General features: G+C 66.0%; 23 protein-coding genes. 14 read left to right on the forward strand and 9 right to left on the reverse strand.

Annotated elements, in window-relative coordinates:
• Entirely contained in the window at positions 1-222 is a 222-nt protein-coding gene (locus tag CAL22_RS03530) for a hypothetical protein (RefSeq protein ID WP_094810389.1), read from the forward strand.
• A gap of 29 nt (positions 223-251) precedes the next feature.
• Here CAL22_RS03530 and CAL22_RS03535 read toward each other — a convergent pair whose 3' ends face one another.
• The gene (locus CAL22_RS03535) at positions 252-662 is read right to left on the reverse strand and encodes a flagellar hook-length control protein FliK (RefSeq protein ID WP_208621893.1); all 411 of its coding nucleotides are present in this window, start codon (positions 660-662) and stop codon (positions 252-254) included.
• 126 nt (positions 663-788) lie between these two features.
• Between CAL22_RS03535 and CAL22_RS03540 the strand changes: the two genes are divergently transcribed.
• The 3 genes from CAL22_RS03540 (at position 789) to CAL22_RS03550 (ending at position 5,390) form a co-directional block, all read left to right on the forward strand.
• On the forward strand, positions 789-1,772 hold the full coding sequence (locus CAL22_RS03540) for a M23 family metallopeptidase (protein ID WP_094810393.1): 984 nt from the start codon (positions 789-791) through the stop codon (positions 1,770-1,772).
• 161 nt (positions 1,773-1,933) lie between these two features.
• Positions 1,934-4,669 carry a preprotein translocase subunit SecA gene (gene secA / locus CAL22_RS03545; RefSeq protein ID WP_094810395.1) on the forward strand — a complete coding sequence of 912 codons (2,736 nt, stop codon included), beginning with the start codon at positions 1,934-1,936 and terminating at the stop codon, positions 4,667-4,669.
• Between the two features lies 1 nt (position 4,670).
• Positions 4,671-5,390: a VOC family protein gene (locus tag CAL22_RS03550; protein ID WP_094810397.1), complete on the forward strand. Its 720-nt coding sequence runs from the start codon at positions 4,671-4,673 to the stop codon at positions 5,388-5,390.
• Between the two features lie 105 nt (positions 5,391-5,495).
• Here CAL22_RS03550 and CAL22_RS03555 read toward each other — a convergent pair whose 3' ends face one another.
• A complete protein-coding gene (locus CAL22_RS03555) occupies positions 5,496-6,011 on the reverse strand; it encodes a DUF1993 domain-containing protein (RefSeq protein WP_094810399.1) in 516 nt (171 codons plus the stop codon).
• Between the two features lie 118 nt (positions 6,012-6,129).
• On the opposite strand from CAL22_RS03555, the gene CAL22_RS03560 reads away from it, so the two are divergent.
• Positions 6,130-7,101: a tripartite tricarboxylate transporter substrate binding protein gene (locus tag CAL22_RS03560; RefSeq protein ID WP_094810401.1), complete on the forward strand. Its 972-nt coding sequence runs from the start codon at positions 6,130-6,132 to the stop codon at positions 7,099-7,101.
• Between the two features lie 15 nt (positions 7,102-7,116).
• On the opposite strand, the gene CAL22_RS03565 is transcribed toward CAL22_RS03560, so the two are convergent.
• Positions 7,117-7,683: a cysteine dioxygenase family protein gene (locus CAL22_RS03565; protein ID WP_244193771.1), complete on the reverse strand. Its 567-nt coding sequence runs from the start codon at positions 7,681-7,683 to the stop codon at positions 7,117-7,119.
• A gap of 166 nt (positions 7,684-7,849) precedes the next feature.
• Here CAL22_RS03565 and CAL22_RS03570 point away from each other — a divergent pair, with 166 nt between their 5' ends.
• Both CAL22_RS03570 and CAL22_RS03575 read left to right on the forward strand, forming a co-directional pair.
• A complete protein-coding gene (locus CAL22_RS03570; RefSeq protein ID WP_094810403.1) occupies positions 7,850-8,350 on the forward strand; it encodes an Lrp/AsnC family transcriptional regulator in 501 nt (166 codons plus the stop codon).
• A 160-nt stretch (positions 8,351-8,510) separates the two neighbouring features.
• Positions 8,511-9,107: a gamma-glutamylcyclotransferase gene (locus CAL22_RS03575; RefSeq protein ID WP_094810405.1), complete on the forward strand. Its 597-nt coding sequence runs from the start codon at positions 8,511-8,513 to the stop codon at positions 9,105-9,107.
• 12 nt (positions 9,108-9,119) lie between these two features.
• Here the strand turns inward: CAL22_RS03575 and pagP are convergent, their stop codons facing one another.
• The 4 genes from pagP to CAL22_RS03595 all read right to left on the reverse strand — a co-directional run bounded on the left by pagP (position 9,120) and on the right by CAL22_RS03595 (position 12,755).
• Positions 9,120-9,671, reverse strand: a complete 552-nt coding sequence (gene pagP, locus CAL22_RS03580) for a lipid IV(A) palmitoyltransferase PagP (protein WP_094810407.1) — start codon at positions 9,669-9,671, stop codon at positions 9,120-9,122.
• A 77-nt stretch (positions 9,672-9,748) separates the two neighbouring features.
• On the reverse strand, positions 9,749-11,221 hold the full coding sequence (gene mgtE, locus CAL22_RS03585; RefSeq protein ID WP_094810409.1) for a magnesium transporter: 1,473 nt from the start codon (positions 11,219-11,221) through the stop codon (positions 9,749-9,751).
• Between the two features lie 11 nt (positions 11,222-11,232).
• Positions 11,233-11,637 (reverse strand): acyl-CoA thioesterase, encoded by a 405-nt coding sequence (locus CAL22_RS03590; RefSeq protein WP_094810411.1) that lies wholly within the window; start codon positions 11,635-11,637, stop codon positions 11,233-11,235.
• A gap of 80 nt (positions 11,638-11,717) precedes the next feature.
• Entirely contained in the window at positions 11,718-12,755 is a 1,038-nt protein-coding gene (locus CAL22_RS03595) for a YeiH family protein (RefSeq protein ID WP_094810413.1), read from the reverse strand.
• Between the two features lie 104 nt (positions 12,756-12,859).
• On the opposite strand from CAL22_RS03595, the gene CAL22_RS03600 reads away from it, so the two are divergent.
• Entirely contained in the window at positions 12,860-13,738 is an 879-nt protein-coding gene (locus tag CAL22_RS03600; protein ID WP_094810415.1) for a LysR family transcriptional regulator, read from the forward strand.
• A 7-nt stretch (positions 13,739-13,745) separates the two neighbouring features.
• Here CAL22_RS03600 and CAL22_RS03605 read toward each other — a convergent pair whose 3' ends face one another.
• Positions 13,746-14,945, reverse strand: coding sequence for a M20 aminoacylase family protein (locus CAL22_RS03605; protein ID WP_094810417.1), 1,200 nt, complete (start codon positions 14,943-14,945; stop codon positions 13,746-13,748).
• A gap of 78 nt (positions 14,946-15,023) precedes the next feature.
• Here CAL22_RS03605 and CAL22_RS03610 point away from each other — a divergent pair, with 78 nt between their 5' ends.
• Positions 15,024-16,709 carry an AMP-binding protein gene (locus tag CAL22_RS03610; RefSeq protein ID WP_208621857.1) on the forward strand — a complete coding sequence of 562 codons (1,686 nt, stop codon included), beginning with the start codon at positions 15,024-15,026 and terminating at the stop codon, positions 16,707-16,709.
• A gap of 41 nt (positions 16,710-16,750) precedes the next feature.
• Here CAL22_RS03610 and CAL22_RS03615 read toward each other — a convergent pair whose 3' ends face one another.
• Positions 16,751-17,623: an inositol monophosphatase family protein gene (locus CAL22_RS03615; protein WP_094810421.1), complete on the reverse strand. Its 873-nt coding sequence runs from the start codon at positions 17,621-17,623 to the stop codon at positions 16,751-16,753.
• Positions 17,624-17,738: 115 nt separating this feature from the next.
• On the opposite strand from CAL22_RS03615, the gene mnmC reads away from it, so the two are divergent.
• The 5 genes from mnmC (at position 17,739) to CAL22_RS03640 (ending at position 24,750) form a co-directional block, all read left to right on the forward strand.
• Positions 17,739-19,580, forward strand: a complete 1,842-nt coding sequence (mnmC, locus tag CAL22_RS03620; RefSeq protein WP_094810423.1) for an FAD-dependent 5-carboxymethylaminomethyl-2-thiouridine(34) oxidoreductase MnmC — start codon at positions 17,739-17,741, stop codon at positions 19,578-19,580.
• Between the two features lie 245 nt (positions 19,581-19,825).
• Positions 19,826-22,051, forward strand: coding sequence for a glycoside hydrolase family 31 protein (locus CAL22_RS03625; RefSeq protein WP_094810425.1), 2,226 nt, complete (start codon positions 19,826-19,828; stop codon positions 22,049-22,051).
• Between the two features lie 162 nt (positions 22,052-22,213).
• Entirely contained in the window at positions 22,214-23,302 is a 1,089-nt protein-coding gene (locus CAL22_RS03630) for a methionine ABC transporter ATP-binding protein (RefSeq protein ID WP_094810427.1), read from the forward strand.
• Positions 23,259-23,912, forward strand: a complete 654-nt coding sequence (locus CAL22_RS03635) for a methionine ABC transporter permease (protein WP_094810429.1) — start codon at positions 23,259-23,261, stop codon at positions 23,910-23,912. Before CAL22_RS03630 ends, CAL22_RS03635 begins: the two co-directional genes overlap by 44 nt.
• Positions 23,913-23,952: 40 nt before the next feature.
• On the forward strand, positions 23,953-24,750 hold the full coding sequence (locus tag CAL22_RS03640; RefSeq protein WP_094810431.1) for a MetQ/NlpA family ABC transporter substrate-binding protein: 798 nt from the start codon (positions 23,953-23,955) through the stop codon (positions 24,748-24,750).
• Positions 24,751-24,758: the final 8 nt, after the last annotated feature.

Here is a 24,758-nt window from a genome sequence, read left to right on the forward strand (position 1 = left end):
ATGATGCGTCTGTCACTGCTTTCTCTGCTGTTGCCCGTCTTGTTGGGCGCTTGTGCGTCGAATTACGCCACCACCGCAAACGGCATCAGCATCGCGGACGCCCCCAAGGCGATCAATCGGGTGTTCAGTGATTTCGATGGCCTGGTCGATGACGCCAATCGCGCCATCAACCGCTCGCTCAATAGCGACAGCGGCAGCGCCACGCCCGGCAAGAGCAAGTAGTCCGCGCGCCGGCATGCTGCGGGGGCGGATCAGCCCTTGGGTTTATGATGGCGCAGCAGACGCGTGACCGCGTCAGCCAGAGGCCCGGGTGTGAGCTGCTGTTGCAGGTCTTCGAAGGCCTTGAGTGCGGTATCGCCCAGCGGCACCGCCTCTTTTGGGGGACGGGGTGCCCGTTGTCCGGGCCGTGGCATGCCGGCTTGAATGCGGACGCTAATTTCGTTAAGGTTCCAGCCTTGCGAGGATAGCGCCTGTGCAATGCGCGGGGCCATCTGCCGCAATTTGGCCGCATGCGCCGGCCCAGGCACCGCGAGTTGCAGACGCTGGTTTTCCAGCTTGGCAACCACGCAGACCGCACCCAAGGCAGGGGGCAGCACCGCAGCCACTGCCTGCTGGATCTGCAAGTGTGTCCGCGCCGTCGCCAGCACGCCGGCGCCACGCATATCATGACCCAGCCAGCCCAGAGCGGTGCGATCGCCGGGCTTGCTGGTCGAGGAACGCGAGCGGGATGAAGGTGGTCTATTCATGCCGTTCAATATTAGTAGGATGCAACCTTGAAGGTAGTGATTATGCATGCCCGGGCAGGGCAGGACCGGCATTTCACCGTCGGCGGTGGGCGTCTGGCCTTGCTCATGGGACTGGCGCTGGTCGCAGCGGCCATGTTCGGGGCGGGCATGCAGCGCTTGCTGTTCGGCGCGACGGCTTCACCCTATACGGTGGATTGGCCGTCGTATGCACGCTCGCAAGCCAATCGCGATGCCGATTTCATGCGCGAAAACGTCAACATGCTGGCCTCCAAGGTGGGCATGTTGCAGGCCAAGCTCGTCAGCATAGACGGTTTGGGCCGCCGCGTGGCCGAGATCGCCGGCCTGCAGTACACCGGGGCCGAGGCCGCCACCCCGCCGGCGCCGCTGGACGAGGCCACGCATGTGATGGACGATCTGTTCACCGACCGCCAGCCGCCGACGCCCGAGTCGGCCGAGGCCCTGGGCCGGCAGCTCGATGACATGCAGGCGCGGCTGGCCGAGCAGGCCGACAACCTCAAGCTGCTCGACGCCGCCCTGACCAGCCATTCGGCTGAGCAGGCCCGCGTGCCGACGGCCATGCCCATTCGCGATTATCCCTATTTGAGCTCTTCCTATGGCTGGCGGCGCAACCCGGTGACGGGGCGCTATGCCATGCACGAAGGGCTGGATTTCTCCGCGCCGCCCGGCACGCCGATTCTGGCGGCCTCCGGCGGCGTGGTGCTGCTGGCCAAGAACCAGCCCGGCTACGGCAATATGGTCGAAATCGATCATGGCAACGGCCTGATTACCCGTTACGCGCACGCCTCGCGCATCCTGGTCAAGGCCGGCGACGTCGTCGAGCGCGGCCAGGAAGTGGCCCGCGTGGGATCGTCGGGCCGCTCCACCGGCCCGCATCTGCACTTTGAAGTGCGGCTGGCTGGCCAGCCGCTGGACCCGCGCCTGTTTCTGGGCTCCCAGAACACGGTTGCCCCCGTCGTGGCCCAGGCCCAGCAGGCCAAGGGCGCGGCCACTCCCGCCGCCCCCTGATGCGGTGCGCCGCGCTCGCGGCGGATTATTGCGCTCCAGTGCGTTAAACTGGATTGTTTCCTAGCGGGGATCCCGCTTAACCAGACACAGACAAATATCGGCATGGGCGTGGCCGCCGCGTAGCTTGCGGATGGCGCGCGCCGTGGCCGTCCACGACACGCATGGTTTCTCTGCTCAAAAAACTCATCGGCAGCCGCAACGACCGGCTGCTCAAGCAGTACCGCAAGTTGGTCGTTCAGATCAACAATCTTGAGCCACAGATCGCCGCCCTCTCTGACGAGGCGCTGCAGGCCAAGACGCAGGAATTCCGTGACCGCCACGCCAAGGGCAGCTCCCTGGATGACTTGTTGCCCGAGGCTTTTGCCGTCGTGCGCGAAGCGGGCAAGCGCGTGTTTGGCATGCGCCACTTCGACGTCCAGTTGCTCGGCGGTATCGCCCTGCACAGCGGCAAGATCGCCGAAATGCGCACGGGCGAGGGCAAGACCCTCATGGCCACGCTGCCCGTCTACCTCAATGCCATCGCCGGCAAGGGCGTGCACGTGGTGACGGTCAACGACTACCTGGCGCGCCGGGATGCCGACTGGATGGGCCGTCTGTACCGCTTCCTGGGCATGTCCACGGGCGTGGTCGTGCCGCAGCAGCCCAACGACGAGAAGATCGCCGCTTACCGTGCCGATATCACCTACGGCACGAACAATGAATTCGGCTTCGACTATCTGCGCGACAACATGGAGTATCGCGTCGAGGACCGGCGTCAGCGCGCGCTGAACTACGCCATCGTCGACGAGGTGGACTCCATCCTGATCGACGAGGCGCGCACGCCGCTCATCATCTCCGGCCAGGCAGAAGACCACACCGAGCTCTACGTGCGCATGAACGCCGTGCCGCCGCTGCTCAAGCGCATGGCCGGCGAGCCCAAGCCGCACGAGCCCGAACCCGAAGGCGATTACTGGGTCGACGAGAAGAGCCAGCAGGTTTACCTGTCGGAATCCGGCCATGAGAGCGCCGAGAAAATTCTGTCGCGCGTCGGCTTGCTGCCCGATGGCGAGTCGCTCTATGACCCGCGCCACATCGCGCTCATGCACCACCTGATGGTGGCCTTGCGCGCGCACACGCTGTTCTTCCGCGATCAACAGTACGTGATCCAGGACGGCGAAGTCGTCATCGTTGACGAGTTCACCGGCCGGCTCATGGTGGGCCGCCGCTGGTCCGATGGCCTGCATCAGGCGGTCGAAGCCAAGGAAGGCGTGAAAATCCAGCACGAGAACCAGACGCTGGCTTCCATCACCTTCCAGAACTACTTCCGCATGTACGAGAAACTCTCCGGCATGACGGGGACGGCGGACACCGAGGCTTATGAATTCCAGGAGATCTACTCCCTGGAAACGGTCATCATCCCGACCAATAAGCCCATGAAGCGCAAGGATCAGAACGATCAGGTCTTCAAGACCCATCAAGAGAAGTACAACGCGATCCTCAACGACATCCGCGACTGCCACGAGCGCGGCCAGCCCGTGCTGGTGGGCACCACCAGCATCGAGAACTCCGAGCTGCTGTCCGGCCTGCTCAAGCAGGCCAAGCTGCCGCACGAGGTGCTCAATGCCAAGCAGCACGCGCGGGAAGCCGAGATCGTCGCCGAGGCCGGCAAGCCGGGCCACATCACCATCGCCACCAACATGGCTGGCCGGGGCACCGACATCGTGCTGGGCGGCAGCGTCGACAAGCAGATCGATCTGATCCGCGCCGACGACAGCCTCAGCGAGGCCGACAAGACTGCCCGCGTCGAAGCCGTGCGCCAGGGCTGGAAGCCGCTGAACGAGCAGGTCAAGGCCGCCGGCGGCCTGCGCATCATAGGCACCGAGCGCCACGAGTCGCGCCGTATCGATAACCAGTTGCGCGGCCGTGCCGGCCGCCAGGGTGATCCGGGCTCTTCGCGCTTTTATCTGTCGCTGGAAGATTCGCTCATGCGCATCTTCGCGGGCGATCGGGTGCGCGCCATCATGGAGCGGCTCAAGCTGCCCGAAGGCGAGCCCATCGAAGCCGGCATGGTGACCCGCTCCATCGAGACGGCGCAGCGCAAGGTCGAAGGCCGCAACTTCGACATCCGCAAGCAACTGCTCGAATACGATGACGTCGCCAACGATCAGCGCAAGGTGATTTACGCCCAGCGTAATGACGTGCTCGAAGCCGGCTCCATCAGCGACTCCATCGAGAGCCTGCGCGACGCGGCCATGACGGAAGTGTTCCGCTCTTTCGTGCCGGCCGAGTCGGTCGAGGAGCAATGGGATATCGCCGGCCTGCAAACGGCGCTGGCCGGTGACTGGCAGCTGCAGTTGCCGCTGGCCGACATGGTGGAAGCCGAGCCCAACCTGACCGACGAAGAACTGCTCGAGCGTGTGTTGCAGGCTGGCCGTGAGGTCTATCGCGGCAAGGCCGATCTGGTGGGCGCGGAGTCCTGGGGGCAGTTCGAGCGCTCCATCATGCTGCAGTCGATCGATACGCACTGGCGCGAGCATTTGTCGGCGCTCGATTACCTGCGCCAGGGGATCCATCTGCGCGGCTACGCCCAGAAGAACCCCAAGCAGGAATACAAGCGCGAGGCCTTCGAGCTCTTCTCGGGCATGCTGGACCGCATCCGTGACGACGTCGTGCGCGTGCTCATGACGGTGCGCGTGCAGTCGACCGAGCAGGTTGAGCAGGCCGAAGCCGAAGCCGCGCAGCCGCATGTGCAGAATGTGCAGTATCACCATTCCGACTATGACGAGGCGCTGGCCGCCGACGCTCAGCCGGAAGGCCAGGAGCCGACGCGCAACGTCCTGCCCAAGGTCGGCCGCAACGATCCTTGCCCTTGCGGCAGCGGCAAGAAGTACAAGCAGTGCCACGGCAAACTGACTTGATATGCTGAACGACCCTGGCCGCACGGAGTTCGACCACGCCGTCATCATGGTGCGCGATCGCCTCGAAGCGCTCGCGCCCCAGTATGAGGGCCAGGGTTTTCGGCTGAGCGACAAGGCGGTGCACAACCTGGGGTCGTGCAACCAGCTCATCGTTCTGGACGACAGCTATATCGAGTTGCTGGGCTGGCCGCCCGGCGCGCCGCCGGCGCGCAAGGAAATCGCCGATTCGCCGCTGGGGCTGGAAGCGCTGGTGTTTCGCAGCGATGACGCCCATGCGACGTATGAGCGCCTGGTGGAGGCGGGGTTTTCGGTCAATCCCGTCCAGGAGCTGACCCGCACGGCCCACGTGGGCGGCCGCGAGCTGCCGGCGCGGTTTCATACCGTGCGATTCGCCGACCAGCCCATTGCGGGCCTGCGCATGTATTTTTGCCGGCACCTGACGCCGGAGTGCGTCTGGGCGCCTGAATTCATGGATCATCCCAACGGGGCATGCAGCCTGGTGCGCATCGATGTGCACGCGGCCGATGCGCAGATGGTCGCCTGGCGGCTGGCGCTGGTGGCCGACGCCGAGGTCCAGGCCGCGGATGAGGGCTGGGACGTGGTGCTGGCCAATCTGCGGATTCACGTGGCCGATGACGACAGCGTGGCGGCGCCCGTGATCCGCGCGCTGACGCTGGCCTACCGCGATGGTTCGCAGCGGGTGTTGGCCACGCCGATCTGAACGCTGGCCTGGCGCGGCCTGTCCGCGCCATCCACCCCGCCCCCGCTTACCGGTTGCGATCCGGCGGCGGGGGTTGTCATTTGCGCGCGCGCCACGGCATGGGTTTTACGCGCCGGGGTAAGGTCCGAGATAGTCCAGTTTGCCGATCTTGACGCCGGCATGGCGCAGCAGGTCGTAAGCCGTGACGAGATGGAAGTAGAAATTGGGCAGCGCAAAGGTGAACAGATACGACGAGCCATTGAAGCTGGGCTGCAGGGTGCCCAGCTTGATGCTGATGCTGCGGCTTTCGGCGCCGTCGAATTTCTCGGGCGCGACACTTTTGATGTAGCTGATGGTCTGGGCAAGGCGGTTGCGCAGCTCATCGAGCGTGGTTTCGGTGTCGGGGAAAGCCGGTGCGGCCACGCCGCTCAGGCGCTGGACGGCGAACTTCGAGGTGTCGCTGGCGCGCTGTATTTGCCCGGCCAGCGGGTACATGTCCTCGGCCAGCCTGGCCTGCACCAGGGTGGCGGGGTCCAGGCCTTGAGCCTGGGCATGCGCGTCGGCCTTGTCCAGCAGCGTGGCCAGTGTGGACAGGCCGCGTACGAAAACGGGAACCGAAGCTTGATAAATCGAAATGGGCATAGGGTCTCCTGAGCCGTTGTTGGCTTTACCATCTTAGCTCTAGTCCGAGCTCGGACGCTGTGGGCGGCCGGGTAGGCATCGGGGGCGCAAGCCTCTTGATCAGTTTGAAGGAAAAATGATGAAGCTCAGGCAAATAATGAGCGGCCTATGTGCCGTCGTGGCCCTGGTGGGCGGCTCCGCGCAGGCTGCCCCGGAAAGGCCTTTGGTGCTCGTCGTGCCTTATCCGCCGGGGGGCAGCACGGATATTCTGGCTCGCATCATGCAGCCGCGCCTGTCGCAGGAACTGGGCGGGCGGCCCGTGGTGGTGGAAAACCGGGTGGGGGCGGCCAGCCAGATCGCCTCGGCCTTCGTGGCGCGCGCCGAGCCGGATGGCAACACGCTGCTGGTGAGCTTCGACAACCACGCCATCAATCCCGCCGTCCGGAACAACCTGCCGTACGACACCTTCAAGGACTTCAAAGGCATCAGCCAGACGGTGCGTTTCCCGCTGGTGATCGGCGCCAACCCCAAGGTGCCGGGCAAGAATCTGGCGGAGTTTCTGGCCGCGGCCGGCAAAGAGCCTGGCAACAAGTTCAATTACGCCTCCACGGGCGTGGGCTCGCTGAACCATCTGGCGCCCGAAGAGCTCAAGCAGCGCTCCAAGGTCGATCTGCTGCATGTGCCTTACAGCGGCGCCGGTCCCGCGGTGCAGGCCGTGGTGGGCGGGCAGGCGGATATGACCTGGCTGAGCTTTGCCGCCCTGCGCGGCCAGATTCAGGCCGGCAAGATCAAGCCGCTGGCCGTGGCGGGTGAGAAGCGTCTGCCGGATCTGCCCGATGTGCCCACCCTGAGCGAGTCGGGTTTTCCGGGCTTGGTGGCCTACTCCTGGAGCGGCATGTTCGCCCCGGCCGCCACGCCCGATCCGGTCGTCAACAAGCTGACCACGGCGTTTCAGACAGTGCTCAAGGATGCCGAGGTGCGGCGCAAGCTGGAAGAGGCTGGATTCGAAGTGGTGGGGTCTGACGGCCCGGCGCTGGACGCCTACGTCCAAAACGAGTTCAAGCGCTGGGATTCGTTTATCAAGTCCAGCAAGATCAGCCTGGAAAACTGACGCCGAGCGTGAGCGTCAGGCCGCCAGCGGGCCTGCGGCCGGCGGGACGGTGAGATTGACGCCGGTGGCGATATCCGCTTGCGGCACGCCATAGATGTGCAGCGAGATGGCGGTCTGTGGCTGCGCGTTGCCCAGTTGATGGATTTGCTGCAGCCCGGGCATGGCGGTGACGATCTCGCCCGGGCGGCGGTCCTTGCCGCCCGTGGGTCGGGCCAGCCCGCTGTCGGCATCCCAGCGGAAGTGCCGTTCGTGCAACTGGCCTTGCAGCACCCGGTACGTGCACCAGGTTTTGTGCCCATGCACGGGGCTGAACTGGCCTTGCCGCCAGATCAGATAGGCGATGGTGTAGCGGCCTTGCGGATCGGCGTAGGCGACATGGCGGGTGTAGTTGTCCGCCCGCCCCTGGCGCAGCGCGGCGGGCAGATAGGCCAGCATGTCCTCGGCTGCCGCGACCCCTTCGGCCAGTTCGGCCAGCAGGTTGGCGGCCGCTTTTTGTGCGGCCTGGTCGACGAGACGGCAGAGATCGCCCAGCGGCGAAGCGGTGGCGGTCTGAGGCATGGGAGCGGGCAGGGAAGACAACATGGCCTCTATCCTAGGGAGCTTGGCGGAGTATGGTTTTGCCAATTGCGGCCCGGCCCGAGGGGTTTTTAGAAAAACTTTCCGGGTCTGCGCGCCCGCCCGCGTGCGCAGCGGTGGACGCGGCCCTGGGGAACAGGCAAGATTGGTGCCGCCGCCGGGGCGGGCCAGGATGCCCGCACACCGGACGGCAAAGGCATTGGGGAAAAGCGCCGTGGACCAGACCGATATCAAAATACTGAGCCTGCTGCAGCAGGATGCCACCCGGTCGGTGGCGGAAATCGCCGAGCAGGTGAATCTGTCGGTCACGCCTTGCTGGCGGCGCATCCAGAAGCTCAAGGACGATGGCGTCATCGCCCGCAACGCCATTTTGCTCGACCCCGCCGCGCTGGGCCTGAACCTCACGGTGTTCGTCACCATCAAGACCAGCCAGCACAATGCAAAATGGACGCACGCGCTCATCAGCGCGGTGATGGCCTTGCCCAATGTGGTGGAGTTTCATCGCATGGCCGGCGACATCGATTACCTGCTGAAGGTCGTGGTCGAAGACATGGCGGCCTACGATCGCTTTTACCGCCGCCTGATCGAGGCCGTGGATTTGCTGGATGTCAGCGCCAGTTTCTCGATGGAAGTCATCAAAAGCACGACGGAGCTGCCCTTGCCGGGCATGTAAGCCGGGCATGGAGAAATTTTTTTCAGCCAGGGCAGCTAGCGCGGATGAGATTTTTATTTCAGTGGCTTGCTGCCGGCGCAGGTGGCAATGCATTTGCGCGGGTGCCGGCTTAGCATATCTCCCATCCTGAATCGGCTGCCGCCGTCACGCACTTCCCGCCATGATGTTTCCGTCCTCGGCCCTTTGCGCCGAACCTGCTTCCGTCGACGATCTGCTGCTCGGCTGGAATCGCACCGACGACCTTTGGGTATTTGCCTACGGATCGCTCATCTGGCGGCCGAACTTCAACTGGCTCGAACGCCGTCTGGCCACCGTCCGGGGCTACCACCGCTCGCTTTGCCTGTGGTCACACGACCACCGGGGGTCGCCGGATCTGCCGGGCCTGGTCTTCGGTCTGGATCGCGGCGGCTGTTGCCGGGGCGTGGCCTATCGCATCGCGGCCGCCGAGGTGCCCGACACGTTCCAGATGCTGTGGGCGCGCGAGATGCGGCGCGGCGCTTATGTGCCGCGTTGGCTGAGTTGCGAGACCGACGGGCAGGCGGTGCGCGGGCTGGTGTTTCTGCTCAACCGGCGTTGCGGCGATTACGCGCGCGACTTATCCGATGACCAATTGCTGGATTCGGTGCGGCGCGCCGTGGGCCAATCCGGCCGTTGCCTGGACTACGTCGTGCAGACCGAGCAGGCGCTGCGCGAAAGCGGCATCGATGATGGGCGCCTGGGCGCCTTGGTGCGCAAGCTGGTGCAGGCGGCGGGCTGAGCCCGCCGGCGCTCAGAAGTGCCAGCGCCCGAAGACGAACAGCACGTTGCCGTTGCCTTTGCCGCCGGGGATGTAGGTGGCATAGAGCATGGCGTCTTTATAGCCGGCGCCCACCAGCGGCAGGATGCCCGGAAAGGGCACGTAGCTCATGATGTCGTGCCGGGCCGTCATGAAGACGGTGTAGCCGGCGCCCAGGCGGAAGTTTTCGCTCACCTTGCCTATCTTGAGAAAACCATAGCCCGCGATGGGTTCGACCTTGCGGTGCGAGTCCAGAAACGCCATCGCGTACAGGCCTTGCCAGTCGCCATCTTCGTCGTAGATGCTGCGGCCCCAGCCGCCGCCCCAGGCCTTCTCGTTGAAGGACCGGATCTTGGAGGCGCTGTACATCGAGCGGTTGTGCCAGGCGTAACCCGAGACATAAAGGTCGTCGCCGCCCTCGGTCCAGATCTGGTCCAGGCGTTGACAGGCGGATTGCGCCCAGGAGGGCAGGCTTTCACAGGCGTGGGAGAGGGCAGGCAGGCAGAGCGCAAGCCCGGCCAGAGAGCGGCGAAACACGGTTGACACGGCGGCAGTACACCAAACAGATGACAAAATTGCTGCAGCCAATGTACACCGATTACGCCGTTTCTCCTGTCGCGTTTTTACAGCAAAAAGATGGTTGCCAAACCGAGGAAAATAAAGAAACCCAGCGAGTCGGTCGCGAAGGTCAGCAGCACGGAAGAGCCGATGGCCGGGTCTTTGCCGAAGCGGGCGCGCACCATGGGCACGAGCACGCCCACGCCGGCGCCAACCAGCATGTTGCAGATCATGGCCGCCATCATGACCAGCGCGATGGACAGCGAGCCGGAGATGGCCCAGGCGAAAGCGGCGGCGACCACGCTGCCGCACAGCCCCACCAGCAAGGTCACCAGCATTTCGCGTTTGACCAACTGCCAGATGTTGCGGCCCGTGATCCGGCCAACCGCCAGGGCGCGGATGATCATGGTCATGGTCTGGTTGCCCGAGTTGCCGCCGATGCCGGCGACGATGGACATCAGAAAGGCCAGGATCACGATATGGCTAACCGTGCCCTCGAAGCGTGACGCCACGAAGGACGCCGTGGCCGCCGTACAGAGATTGAACAGCAGCCAGGGCGCGCGGTTGCGCAGGGCCATGGACACCGGCGCGAAGATGTCTTCTTCCTGCAGACCGGCGCGCGAGAGGGCCTGTTCCTGGGAGTCTTCGCGCATCACATCGACCACATCGGCGATGGTGACGCGGCCGATCAGCCGGCCCTGGTCGTCGGTGACGGGGGCGGACACCAGGTCATAGCGTTCGAAGGCGCCGGCCGCATCGGCGTCGGAGTCCAGCGGGCCGAGCGTGAGATAGTCGGTGTTCATGACCGAACGCACCTCGATGTCGGGTTCGCTGACCAGCAACACCGCGATCGGCAATACGCCTTGCAGCTTGTCCTGGCGATCGACCACGAAGATCTGGTCGGTGTGGTCGGGCAGTTCGTGCAGGCGGCGCAAATAGCGCAGCACCACTTCGAGCGAGACGTCCTCGCGCACCCGGACCATTTCGAAGTCCATGATGGCGCCGACGCTATCCTCGGGATAGCCCATTGCCTCCAGCAGTTGCGCGCGCTCTTCCTCGGTGAGGCCTTTCTGGACTTCGGCCACCACATCGGGCGGCAGGTCGGGCGCCAGATCGGCCAGCTCATCGGCATCCATATTGCCGGTGGCGGCCACGAGATCCTGGCGGTCCATCGCCTCGATCAGCGACTCACGGACCCAGTCCTCGACTTCCAGCAGCACGTCGGCGTCGTGCTCGGGGCTGACCAGATGCCAGACCTGCTGGCGCTCGTCCTTGGGCAGCGACTCGAGGATGAAGGCGATATCGGCCGGATGCAGGCGGTTGATCAACGTCTGCAGTTCTGCCTGCTGCTGGCGGTGGACGAGGTCTTCGACCAGGTCTGCCTTGCGGTCGCCCTGTTCCTGGCGATGCACCAGGTCAGAGACGAGCTGCTGGCGCCGCAGGCATTCCTGGACTTCTTCCAGGGCGTGCTGGGCGTCTTCGGGATCCAGGCGGCGAGGCGTCGCGGGAGGCTTTTGCGCGGCGGCGGACTGCGTCATGCGAATCGGGCTCAGAGAGTGGGCAGCGGGCGGCTACGTCGGGCTTCGTCGGTGGCGACGTAGGTAAGCGTGGCGTCGGTGACTTTGACGATCTCGGCGTCCAGGCGCTGCCGCTGAGCGTAGACCTCGACCTCGACGGTCACGGAGGTGCTGCCCGTTTTGACGACTTCGGCGTAGAAGCTGAGCAAATCACCGACGAAGACCGGTTTTTTGAACTGAAACGCATTGACCGCGACGGTGGCCACACGGCCGGCGGCGCGGCGCGCGGCCGGGATGGAACCCGCGATGTCGACTTGAGACATGATCCAGCCGCCAAAGACATCCCCGTGGATGTTGGCGTCGGCCGGCATCGGCATGACGCGCAATACGGGCTCTCGGCCGGCGGGCAGGGTGGTGAACTGAGGTTTGGTCGTCATGGCCGGCTCCTGATGGCGAACCGACCGATTATGCAGGAAAAACGTGACCCGGGCGTGCTGGCCGCCGCCCGGGCGCGCGTTCAGACGGCCAGTTTGACGATGGCGTAGCCGCCGAACAGCAACCAGATATACAGAATGAAACCCAGCGCCATGACGCGCGGGCCGGCTTTGCGGATCTGGGCGAAGCGGGTTTCGATGCCCAGGGCCGTCATGGCCATGGTGAGCACGAAGATGTCCAGGCGGCGGATCGCGGTGATGGCTTCGGCCGGCAGGATATTCAGCGAGTTGATGATGGCCAGCACCAGAAAGCCCACCGCGAACCAGGGCACGGGCAGGCGGCCGCCGCCTTGCGCATCGGTGTTGCCGCGCCCGCCGCGCAACCACATGCCCAGAACCAGCAGCACCGGCACCAGCAGGGCCACGCGGGTCATTTTCACGATGGTGGCGACTTCGGTCGTGGCCGGGTCGATATTGCTGGCCGCGCCGACGACCTGGGCCACTTCATGGATCGTGCCGCCGATGTAGATGCCCAGGGCCTGGGTATCGAGATCGAGCCAGCCCGCGTGGTAGGCGACCGGGTAGAGAAACATCGACAGCGTGCCGAACAGCACCACGGTGGCCACGGCCACGGCGCTCTTGTGGGGGGCGGCGCGCAGCGTGGGCTCGAAGGCCAGCACGGCGGCCGCGCCGCAGATCGCGCTGCCTGCCGAGGTCAGCATGGCGGTATCGCGATCCAGCCCCAGCAGCCGCTGGCCGACTAAGGTGCCGATCACCAGGGTGCCCACGACCACCGCCACTGAGACGACCAGACCCGGCAGGCCGACCGCCATGATCTGCTGGATGCTGATGTTCAGCCCGTAGAAGGCCACCGCAATGCGCAGCAGGCGGCGCGCGGTGAAATTGACGCCCACCCCCCAGTCGGCGGGCATGGTGCCGCGCAGAAAGTTGCCGTAGAGCATGCCACAGACAATGCCCACGACCAGGGGCGAGAAGCCGAGTTGCTTGATGGCCGGGATGTCGGCCAGTTGGACGACGGCGCCGGCCATCAGGGCGACAAAGAGCACGCCGTTGAGTTTGTCGCGCCAGGGAGTGGGGGTGGGTAGGGCTGCGGTAGTCATGGATCAGGGATAACTAAATAACTGGAAGAAATATTAAGCGCTTGCGAACTATCTGAAAAATCTTTATTTTCTATATGTAATATAAGAATTTCCGATGGTTTGCCATGACACCCGAACAGCTTCTGAGCTTTGCCTGCGTGGCCGATGCGGGCAACATCAGCCGCGCCGCGCAGCAACTGCATCTGTCGCAACCTGCCCTGTCGGGGCAGTTGCGCATGTTGCAGGAGTGGTTTGGCGAGCCGCTTTACCGGCGCAGCGGCCACGGCATCGCCCTGACCGAGGCCGGCGAGCGGCTGGCCGGTCATGCGCGGCAGTTACGCCAGGTCTATGGCCAGGCACGCGCCATGCGGGATGCCTGGCGCGGGCTGGAGACCGGTTCGCTGCGCCTGGGCGGCAGCACCACCCCTGCGAGCTATCTCTTGCCCGCCCTGGTGGCGCAGTTCCGCGCGGAGTTTCCGGCCATCAGTCTGCATCTGTCGGATGGCAACACGCGGCAGATCGTCGAGCGCCTGCCTACGCTGGATCTGGCGTTCATCGAGGGCGAGGTGCCGGCGGGGCTGCCGGCCGACACCGAGGTCCATGCCTGGCGGCGCGATGAGGTCGTGGCGATCGTGCGCGCGGACCATGCGCTGGCGCGCCAGGGCACGGTGAGCCTGGCCGAGCTGGCGGCGTTGCCGCTGGTCATGCGCGAACCGGGCTCGGGCGTGCGGCGCCTGGTGGAGCAGGCTTTCGAGCAGGCCGCGCTGCCGGTGGTTGCCGGGCTGGAGCTGGCCGGCGTGGAAGGCGTCAAGCAGGCGGTGCGCGCAGGGCTGGGCGCGGGTTTCGTGTCGGTGATGTCCATGCGCCATGAAGACGGCAGCCTGGCTGCCTTGCGCCTGGCGCCGCAGGCGCTGACCCGCACCTTGAGCATTCTGGTGCCGCACGCGCAGGCCTGCTCGCGCGCGGCACGCCGCTTTCTGGCCGCCTGTCAGGCAGCGGCCTGAGGCGGCATCAGGCGGGTTGCGCCAGCCACTTCAGCGCCAACTGGCTCCAGTAGGTGGCGCCCAGCGGGATAAGCTCATCGTTGAAGTCGTAGCTGCCGTTATGCAGCATGCAGGGGCCGGCGCCGTGGCCGGCGTCGCGGTGGTCGCCGCTGCCGTTGCCGATCCAGACATAGCAGCCGGGCTTGGCCTGGAGCATGAAGGCGAAATCCTCCGCGCCCATGGTGGGCGTGACCTGGTCGAACACATTGTCGGCGCCGACGATGTCGCGCATGACGCCCACCGCGAACGCCGTTTCCGCGACGTGGTTGATGGTCGGCGGATAGTTGCGCGTGAACTCGAACTCCAGATCGCAGTTCATGGCCGCGCAGGTGTGGCGCGAGATTTCTTCCATGCGGCGCTCGATCAGATCCAGCGTTTCGTGCGTGAAAGTGCGCACGGTGCCGCGCATGACGGCGTCGTTGGGCACGACGTTGTCGGCGCTGCCGGTGTGGATCTGCGTAATGGACAGCACCGCGGCCTCGAGCGGCGCGCGGTTGCGGGTGATGATGGTTTGCAGGCTTTGCGCCAGTTGCACCGCGGTCATGACCGGATCCACGCCCAGGTGCGGCATGCCGGCATGCGTGCCCTTGCCGGTGATGCGGATGATGAACTCGTTGGACGAGGCCATGATGGGGCCGGGCGTGACGCCGAACTGGCCGGCGCGCATGCCGGGCCAATTGTGCATGCCGAACACCGCATCCATCGGAAAGCGCGTGAACAGACCGTCATCGACCATGCGCTTGGCGCCGCCGCCGCCTTCTTCGGCCGGTTGGAAGATCACATACACCGTACCGGCAAAATCGCGGTGTTGCGACAGATAGCGCGCCGCGCCCAGCAGCATGGCGGTATGGCCGTCATGGCCGCAGGCGTGCATCTTGCCCGCGTGCTGGCTGGCGTGCGCGAAGGTGTTGATCTCCTGCATGGGCAGGGCGTCCAGGTCGGCGCGCAAACCGACCGCGCGCGGGCCGGCCTGCTTGCCCTTGATGATGCCGACCACGCCCGTGCCGCCCAGGCCGCGGTCGACCTCGATGCCCCATTCCTGCAGGCGCTGCGCCACCAGATCGGCGGTGCGAAACTCCTCGAACGCGAGTTCGGGGTGGGCATGGATATCACGTCGCAGGGCGGCGATCTCTTCGCGCCAGGCCAGGATGGGTTCGAGGATCTTCATGCGGAAATCTCTATGTATGAGCAGGGACTTTTGAAGGGTATCATCAAATAAAAAACAAATTGAATGGAGGCAAACACCATGCAGCGACCCTGGCTCGCACATTATCCGCAAGGCGTGCCCGCCGAGATTTCCACCGCGCCTTATTCCTCGCTGACGGACTTGCTGGATCAGGCCTGCAAGCGCCACGCGAGCCGCATTGCCTGCACCGCCATGGGCAGCGATATCCGGTTCGAGCAATTGGACCAATGGGGGCGGGCTTTTGCCGGCTGGCTGCAGGCCCGCGGGCTGGCGCGGGGCAGCAGGGTGGCGCTGATGATGCCCAACGTGCCCGCGTATCTGGTGGCCCTGCTGGGTTGTCTGCGCGCCGGCATGGTGGTGGTCAACGTCAATCCGCTCTACAAACCCGACGAATTGCAGCGGCAGTTGCTCGACTGCGGCGCCGAAACCATCGTCATTCTGGAAAATTTCGCGGCCACCTTGCAGGCCGTGGCCGAGCGCGGCGCGCTCAAGCATGTGGTCGTGGTGGGGCCGGGAGATCTGCTCGGCGGCCTGAAGGCGCCGTTGGTGAACTTCGCGGCGCGGCACATCAAAAAGCTGGTGCCGGCCTGGCGCATCGAGGGCGCCTGGCCCTGGATGCGCGTCATGCAGGAGGGCGCGCGGGCGCCCTTTGCCGCGCCGTCGTTGAGCATGAACGACCTGGCCGTGCTGCAGTACACGGGCGGCACCACGGGCGTGCCCAAGGGCGCCATGCTCACCCATGGCAATCTGGTGGCCAATATCCTGCAGGTGGGCGCGGTGGCGCGTCCGGTGCTCGGAGAGTCGGGCGGCCCGCAGCTAACGATGCTGAGCGCCTTGCCGCTGTACCACGTGTTTGCGCTCACGGTCTGCGGGCTGTTCGGCATGCATGCCGGCATGCGCAATCTGTTGATCATCAACCCGCGCGACCAGGCCTCGCTGATCGCCGCCTGGAAGCGCGTGCCGGTCAATGTGTTTCCGGGCGTCAATACGCTGTTCAACGCGCTGGTGGACAACCCGGACTTCGCCGGCCTGGACTTCTCGGGCTTGCGCCTGACCTTGGGCGGGGGCATGGCCGTGCAGCCTTCGGTCGCCGAGCGCTGGCTCAAGATCACCGGCCACCCGCTGATCGAGGGCTATGGGCTGTCCGAAACCTCGCCGGTGGCGACGGTCAACCCCACCGATTCGGCGGCCTATTCCGGTGCGATCGGCTTGCCGCTGCCCTCGACGGATGTGGCCATCCTCGACGATGCCGGCCAGGAGGTGCCGCTGGGCGAACGCGGCGAAGTCGCCATCCGCGGCCCGCAGGTCATGGCCGGGTATTGGCAAAAGCCGCAAGAGACCGCGCTGGTCATGACGGCCGATGGGTTCTTTCGCAGCGGCGACATCGGGATCATGGACGAACGCGGTTTTACCCGCATCGTGGATCGCAAGAAAGACATGATCGCGGTCTCGGGCTTTAAGGTTTATCCCAACGAGGTCGAAGCCGTGATCGCGGCCTACCCCGGCGTGCGCGAGTGCGCGGTGGTCGGCGTGCCCGATGGGCATTCCGGCGAGGCGGTGCGCGCCTATGTGGTCCGGCGCGACCCCGCCGTGACGGAAGCCGAAATCCTGAAATGGTGCGAAGGCAAACTCACCGGCTACAAGCGGCCGCGGGCGATCATCTTCCGGGACGAGCTGCCCAAGAGCAATGTGGGCAAAATCCTGCGCCGCGAATTGCGCGACGAGGCGACGGACAGCAAGGCCTGAGGGGATGCGGCCCAGCGGCCCTGCGGGGCCGCGCGGCGGCTTCAGGCCGGACGTTTCAGGTGGGGCGTGACCATGGCGTGCAAGGCGTCGTAGACGGCCGGGTTGCCCGAGACCAGGCGGCCGGCAATCGGCCAGGGCGCCTGGCGGTCCATGTCGCGACAGACGCCGCCGGCTTCGCGCACGAGCAGGGTGCCCGCGGCAACGTCCCAGGGGGCGAGGCCCATTTCCCAGTAGCCGTCATACCGCCCACACGCCACCCAGGCCAGATCCAGCGCGGCGGCGCCCATGCGCCGCACGCCGCGGGCGCGCGCGATGGCGTCGCCCAGCATGGGCATGTATTCAGGGGCAAAGGAAAAATCCCGGAACGGAAAGCCCGTGGCCAGCACCGAGTCTTCCAGGCGCGGCGTGCGCGAGCAGGCGATGCGCCGTCCATTGAGCCACGAACCGATGCCGTAGACGCCCGCGAAGAGTTCTTCGCGGTTCGGGTCGTAGACCACGCCCACTACGGGCGTGTCTTCCGTAAGCGGGGCGCCCGGCGAGGCCTGCGTGCCGGCATGCGCGACCAGGGCGATGGAGACCGCGTAATGCGGAATGCCGCTCAGGAAGTTGGTGGTGCCGTCCAGCGGATCGATATACCAGGTGGCCGGGCCTTGTGCCTGGCCGCCGGTTTCCTCGGCGACAATACCGTAGGCCGGGCTGCGCTCGCGCAGGACTTCCAGGATGGCGGCTTCGGCTTCGCGGTCGGCCTGGGAGACCAGATCGTTGCGCGCTTTGTGATCGATGATCAGATCGCTGCGATGATGCGCATATGACTGCAGGATGGCCGCGCCCGCGTGGGCCGCGCTGACCGCGATGTCGATGGCGGCGCCGAGATCAAGCACCGCTTTGGAGGAGAGATTCTCTGAGCTTTGCATGAGTCGAGTGTAAGCCCAGGCTCCGCGGAGGCTGTTTTTTCACGACAATTTAATCTTTCGGCGTGGCTTGAGGCCAACGCCTCCCTGACTGGCGGGCCGATAACCCGCGACGCTTATGGCTTTCGCTTACACCCCTCTGAAACCCGCGCACGCCGATCTGGACGAGGACGGGCGTCTGTTCAGCCGCCGTTATGGCGATGTCTACAACGGCCCGACCGACGCCCTGGGGCAGGCGCGGACGGTGTTTCTGGGCGGCAATGACCTGCCGCGCCGCTGGCAGGGGCGCGAGGCCTTCACGGTCTGCGAAACCGGGTTCGGGCTGGGCACCAACTTTCTCGCGCTATGGCAGGCGTGGCGCGAAGACCCGGCGCGCTGCGGCCGCTTGCACATGATTTCGATCGAAGGGCATCCGTTTTCGCGCGAAGCGTATCGCGAGCTGTGGCCCCGGCATGTCCCCGAGCCGCTGCGCGGGTTGGCGCGCGAACTCGCCGCGCAATGGCCGGCGCTCCTGCCTGGCATGCATCGTCTGGAGTTCGAGTCCGGCGCGGTCACGCTGACGCTGGCATGGGGCGGGATCGAGCAGATGGCGCCGCGCTTGTCGGGCTGCGTGGACGCTTTTTTTCTCGACGGCTTTGCGCCCAAGGTCAACCCGGCCATGTGGGAGCCCGCGCTGCTGCGCCGCGTGCTGCGGCTGGGCAGCGCTGACGCGACGCTGGCCACCTGGTGCAGCGCGGGTTTCGTGCGCCGTGCCTTGCAGGACGCCGGCTATGCGGTCGAGCGGGTGCAGGGCTTTGGCGGCAAGCGTCATGTCACGGTGGGCCGCCGTTCGGCCTGGGCGCACAAGTTCGCGCCCCGGCCCGTGGCCGCGCCGCGCGCGCCCATCGTGGTGGTGGGGGCGGGGCTGGCGGGCGCCGGCGTGGCCCACGCCCTGGCGCTGCGCGGGCTCGCCGTGCAGGTCGTGGCCGAGCGCGCGCCCGCGCATGGCGGGCATCTGGCCGCCGCATTGACGCCGGTCGTGGCGCGCGACGACAACCCGCGCGCCAGGCTGGCGCGCGCGGGCAGCCAGCGGGCATTGCGCCGCTGGGCGGACATACCGGCCGTGCGCCGGGTGGGCACCTTGCATTTGGAGCGCGATGCGGGGCGCACCGCCGCCTTGGCCGAGACCTTGCGCATCCTGGCCTTGCCGCCCGAGTGGGTGCGCGAAGTCGATGGCGAGCAAGCCTCGGCGTTGGCGGGCTTGGCCGTGGCGCGCGGCGGGCTGTTCTTCGGCGATGGGCTGCTGGTGCAGCCCCAGCCGCTCATCGAGCGTTTGCTGGGCACACCGGGCATCGTGCGCATCGAGGGCCGCGTGGCGCGGCTGGCGCAGGCGGGCGCGGCCTGGCAGGCGCTGGATGAGGGCGGCGGCGTCCTGGCCGAGGGCGGGCACATCGTGCTGGCCAATGCGCAGGGCGCACAGGCCGTGCTGCAGGCCAGCGGTTTACTGGACGCGCTGCCCCGGCTGGCCCAGATGCATGCCTTGGCCGGCGAGGTCACGCACGTGCCCGCGGCCGCCTTGGCGGGCGGGCCGCGTTGCGTCGTGGCGGGGGAGGGTTACTTACTGCCGGCCGTGGCGGGCTGGTGCGTGGCGGGCAGCACCTATGTGCATGGCGCCACGGCGAGCGCGGTCAGCGCGCAGGGCCAGCACACCAATCTGGGCAAGGCGGCCGGGCTGCTGGGCGCTGCGGTCGCCGTGGCCGGCGGCGAGCTGCCCGGCTGGGCCGGGTGGCGCGCCGTGCTGCCGGGCCGCTTGCCCGCCGTGGGCGCGTTGCCGCAGGCCCCGGGCATCCTTCTCGCTACCGGTTATGCCTCGCGCGGGCTGAGTTGGTCGGCACTGGCCGGCGATATTCTTGCGGCCGGATTGTGCGGCGAACCGGCTCCGCTGGAAGCGGATCTGCTGGCGGCCATCGCGCCGCGTTGAATGGCGATATGTCGTTATTTAGGGAAATTTGAGGGCTGTTAGGGGTTTTTTATTCGATTTTTATCCCGGGGCAGGGCTGCTCGGCGTAGAGTGAATGCGCACTTGCAACGCCGCACGCCGGCGGAGGATGGCGCCCGCTTTGCCTGTCGCTTCGAAGGCAAAACAGGGACCGAGTTTATTTCGGGGGCCAAATCCGTCAAAATAACGACTTTTATTGGTTTTTGGCTAAAGCCGGGGGATGCTCTGTGCCGCCGAAGTACGACTTTGCTCATACTAATCAACTCGATACCGTCGAGTTGCTGACATCCCGCCCCAGCCGCATCGACTTTGACGCCGGTGGCGGGCTGCATATGGTGGTCGAGGCCCATGCGCCGGGCGTGTTCCGCGTGCGTTGTGGCGAGGCTGGCCTGTTGACGGATGACAAGCCCAGCGCGCGTGCGCGCGCGGTGGCTGAGATGCTGCTCGCCCGTCAGGAGGCGGTCGGCGAGGCGACGATCGCCCCGCGCGATGACGCGCAGGGCTGGCGCATCACGCAGGGCGACGTGGCGCTCGAACTGCGTACCGATCCGCTGCAATTGACCTTGTATCGCGGCGACGCCGACGTGCTCACGTCGTCCTTGTCGCCGCACAATCCGCCGTTTGGTCACAATGCGCTGGACGAGGTGGACGAGGCCGTCTGGACCGCTGCTTTCGCGCTGCGCGAGGGCGAGCCCGTCTATGGCCTGGGCGAAACCCCGGGCGACCTGAATCGCCGCGAAGAATCGGTGGTTTCGGATGACCCCGAGCACCGTGCCCTGCCGCTGGCCTGGAGCCCGCGCGGCTGGGGCATCTACGTCAATACGGCACGCCGCGTCGAGCACACTGTGGGCGTGGCCCCGGACGACAGCAGCTATGTGTTGACGCTGGATGATCCGGTGCTCGATGTCTTTCTGTTTGCCGGCGATCCCCCGGAAATCCTCAACCAGTATTCGGCGCTGACGGGCCGCGCCGGTCAGCCGGTGCTCTGGGCCATGGGGGCCTGGCTGCAGCAGGTGGCGGGCCAGATGCCTACCGACACCGCCGCGCTGGTCGAAACGTTCCGCACGCAACAGATCGCGCTGGACGCCGTGACGCTGGCGCTGCCGGCGGCCTGGGGCTTTCAGGCCGACAAGTCGGCCGTCGAATGGGATGCCCAGCGCTTTCCGGATGCGCGCCAGATGCTGGCGCTGTTTCACAAATTGCATGTCCACGTAGCGGGCCAGGGTTTTCCGGCCGTGCTCAAGCACACCCCGCTGTTCGAGGAGCTCGAAGACCGGGGCTGGCTGCTGACGCGCGACGACGGCAGCGCGCAGATCTTCGACGGCAACGACGCCACGGCGGGCCAGCCCTATGGCCTGCTGGATCTGACCTACCGTGATGCCTACGCGCTGTGGGTCGAGCGTCATCGCCAATTGGTCGATGATGGCCTGGATGCGCCGGCTTGCAATGCGCAGATCGCCATCCCCGACGGGGTGTCGGCGCGCAACGGCGAGACCGGCCCGGCCCTGCGCACGATTTATCCGTTGTTGGCGCGGCGCGCCTTGTTCGATGCCGTGGCCGGCCACAAAGTGCCGCCCGAAGGGGTGGTGCCCAGCACCGATCTGTTCCCGGCCGCGCAGCGCCTGCCCTGGCAGAACGGGCCGCAGGTCAGCAATGACTGGGCCGGTCTGCAGCACACCTTGCGCACGGCACTGTCCATCGGGGCAAGCGGCCTGCCGGTTCAGGTGCACAACCTGGGTTCGGCCTCGGCCAGCCTGGAAGGCATGACGCCCGAGCTTTATGTGCGCTGGCTGGCGGCCAATGTGTTCTCCGCCAACTTCAGCTTCCAGGGCGTGCCGGGGCTGTTGCCTTGGGACTTCGGGCCGGAAATCCTGGCGCACGTGCAGACCTGGATGCAATGGCGTTATCGCCTCATCCCCTATGTGTTGGGGGCGATCGAGGATGCCGCGCGCACCGGCTTGCCGGTGCAGCGCTCAATGGCCATGTCCTTCCCCAACGACGCCGAGGCGCATGCCTGGGATCTGCAGTACCTGCTCGGGCCGGCCTTGCTGGTGGCGCCCATTCTGGAGCCGGGGCAGCAGGGGCGCGTCTATCTGCCCAAGGGCGAAGCCTGGTGGGATCTGAACACCGGGCATCGCTATGAGGGCGGCACGACCTGGACGCTGGACTGTGACCTGGGCCAGTTCCCGGTCTTTGGCCGCGAAGGGCATATGCTCTGCCTGGGCCCCCAGGCCCAGCATACGGGCGAGTTCAATTCGGCCCGTATCCTCGACGAGGTATGGATGTTCGGCATGCCGGTGCACAACCCGGTCGTCATGCGGAATAAAATCCGCGTGATGCAGATGCAGGGTTCCAGCTACATCAAGGGGCTGGAGGGTCTGCGCATCCTGCCCTCCGAAGGCCTGGAAGTGAAGCGGCGCGGCGCAGAAGTGCGCATCTCCCGAGCTCGCTGATACCGTGCCGGCCGGCGGCCGGCACGTCTCCGAGGTTTCCTCCCGACCCGATCCGCGCTGGCGCGTGGTTCGGGTTTGCGTCCTTTTATATAACTGTCGGTTATTAAAAGAGGAATAAACAGTCGTTCTCTTTAGAAGGGCGGCAAGACAAAATCACATGCCATGATTCATATTCAACACCTATCCAAGACCTATGCCACGCCGCATGGCCGCTTCGAGGCCTTGCGCGGCATCGAACTGCTGATCGAGCAGGGCGAGGTCTTCGGCATCATTGGTCCCAGCGGGGCGGGCAAGAGCACGCTGGTCCAGTGCATCAACCTGCTGGAGCGCCCCGACCAGGGCAGCATCAGCATCGGCGGCCAGGAACTGACCGGCCTGTCCGAAGCGCAGTTGCGCGCCCAGCGGCGCCGCATCGGCATGGTCTTCCAGGGCTTCAATCTGCTGTCGCGCCGCACCGTGTACGGCAATGTCGCGCTGCCGCTGGAGATCGCCGGCGTGCCGCGCCAGGAGATCCCGGCCAAGGTCGAGCGCCTGCTGGCGCTGGTGGGCCTGGAGCACCTGCGCGACCGCTATCCGAGCCAGATTTCCGGCGGCCAGAAGCAACGCGTGGGGATTGCGCGGGCGCTGGCCAATGATCCGGACGTGCTGTTGAGCGACGAGGCCACCTCGGCGCTGGACCCCGAAACCACGCACAACATCCTGGCGCTGCTGCGCGACATCAATCGCAAGACCGGCGTGACCGTCGTGATGATCACCCACCAGATGGAAGTCGTGCGCGAGATCTGCGACCGCGTGGCGGTGCTCTCGCACGGGCAGGTCGTCGAGATGGGCCGTACCCAGGACGTGTTCGCCTCGCCCAAGCATGACGTCACCCGCGCCATGGTGTCGGCGGCAACCGCCTCCGAGCTGAGCCAGGGCACCCTGGCCGCGGTGCGCGAACGCATCGCCGCGCAGGCCGCGGCCCAGCCGGGCCGCGCCGCACGCCTGTGGCGCTTGTCGCTCACGGGCAAACATGCCGGCGGTGCGCTGATTTCCGATCTGGCGCGCGACCACGCCCTGGACATCAGCCTGATTCAGGCGCGCGTGGATGACATCCAGGGCGTGGCCGTCGGCACGTTGTTCGTCTTGGCGCAAGGCGCGCCACAGGCCATCGAGGGCGCTTTGGCGGCCCTGGCCGCCCATGACATCACCATAGAAGAAATTGCACATGAGTCCGCAACTGATCGATCTGCTTATCACGTCGCTGCTTGAGACCCTGTTGATGGTCGGCGTGGCGGGCGGCATCGCCGTGCTGGTCGGCATCCCCCTGGGGGTCACCCTGATCGTCACCAGCCGGGGCGCGCTGCTGCAGAACCAGGCGGTCAACCATGTGCTGGGCATCATCATCAATGCCACGCGCTCGGTGCCGTTCGTCATCCTGATGGTGGCCATCATCCCGTTTACGCGCTGGGTGGCGCAGACCTCCATCGGCACCGCCGCGGCCATCGTGCCCTTGTCGGTGGCGGCCATTCCTTTCATGGCGCGCATTGCAGAAAACGCCATGCGCGAGGTCGACCCAGGCCTGATCACGGCGGCGCGCGCCATGGGCGCCAGCCCCATGCAGATCATCTGCAAGGTCCTGCTGCCCGAGGCGCTGCCCGGCCTGATCGCCGCGACCATCGTCACCATCGTCAGCCTGATCGGTTACTCGGCCATGGCCGGGGCCATCGGCGGCGGCGGTCTGGGCGACCTGGGCATCCGTTATGGCTATCAGCGTTTTCTGCCCGAGGTCATGCTGGCCGTGGTGCTGGTGCTGATCGTTCTCGTGCAGGCCGTACAGAGTTTTGGTGATTGGCTGGTGCGGCGCCTGTCGCACCGCTGATCACGGTTTTCCCCCTTCATTTACCGGAACCCATCGCAACATGAGCAACACGTTTCTGAAGTCGCTGGCCGCCCTTGCCCTGGGCGCCGCCGTGCTGGCCCAGCCGGCCCTGGCGCAAAACAAACCCCTGAAGATTGGCGTCACCGCCGGGCCGCACGCCCAGATCTTCGAGGTCGTCAAGGAAGAGGCCGCCAAACAGGGTCTGCAACTGCAGGTCATCGAGTTCACCGACTACGTCCAGCCCAACGTGGCCCTGGCCGCCGGCGACCTGGATGCCAACAGCTACCAGCACCAGCCGTATCTGGACAACGCCAATGCCGACCGTAAATACGGCCTGGCCAGCGTCGCCAAAACGGTGATCTTCCCCATCGGCATTTACAGCAAGAAGATCAAATCGCTGGACCAGTTGCCCAATGGCGCGCGCATCGGCATCCCCAACGACCCGACCAATGGCGGCCGTGCCTTGCTGCTGCTGCAGTCCAAGGGGCTGATCAAGCTGCGCCCCGAGGCCGGCCTGAAGGCGACCCCCATCGACGTGGTCGAGAACCCCAAGAAGCTGCGCTTCATCGAACTGGACGCCGCCCAATTGCCGCGCTCGCTGGATGACACCGACGCCTCCGCCGTGAACACCAACTTCGCGCTGGAAGCCGGCCTGGATCCGGCCAAGGACGCCATCGCCCAGGAAGCGCCGGACTCGCCGTATGCCAACGTGCTGGTCGTGCGTGGCGCGGACAAGGATCGCCCCGAGATCAAAAAGCTCGTGAGCGTCTACCAAAGCGATGCCACCAAGCAGTTCATCCTGAAGAAGTACAAGGGCGCGGTCATCCCCGCCTGGTAATCAGTCAA

This window comes from Bordetella genomosp. 12 (assembly GCF_002261355.1).
Lineage (GTDB): Bacteria > Pseudomonadota > Gammaproteobacteria > Burkholderiales > Burkholderiaceae_B > Bordetella.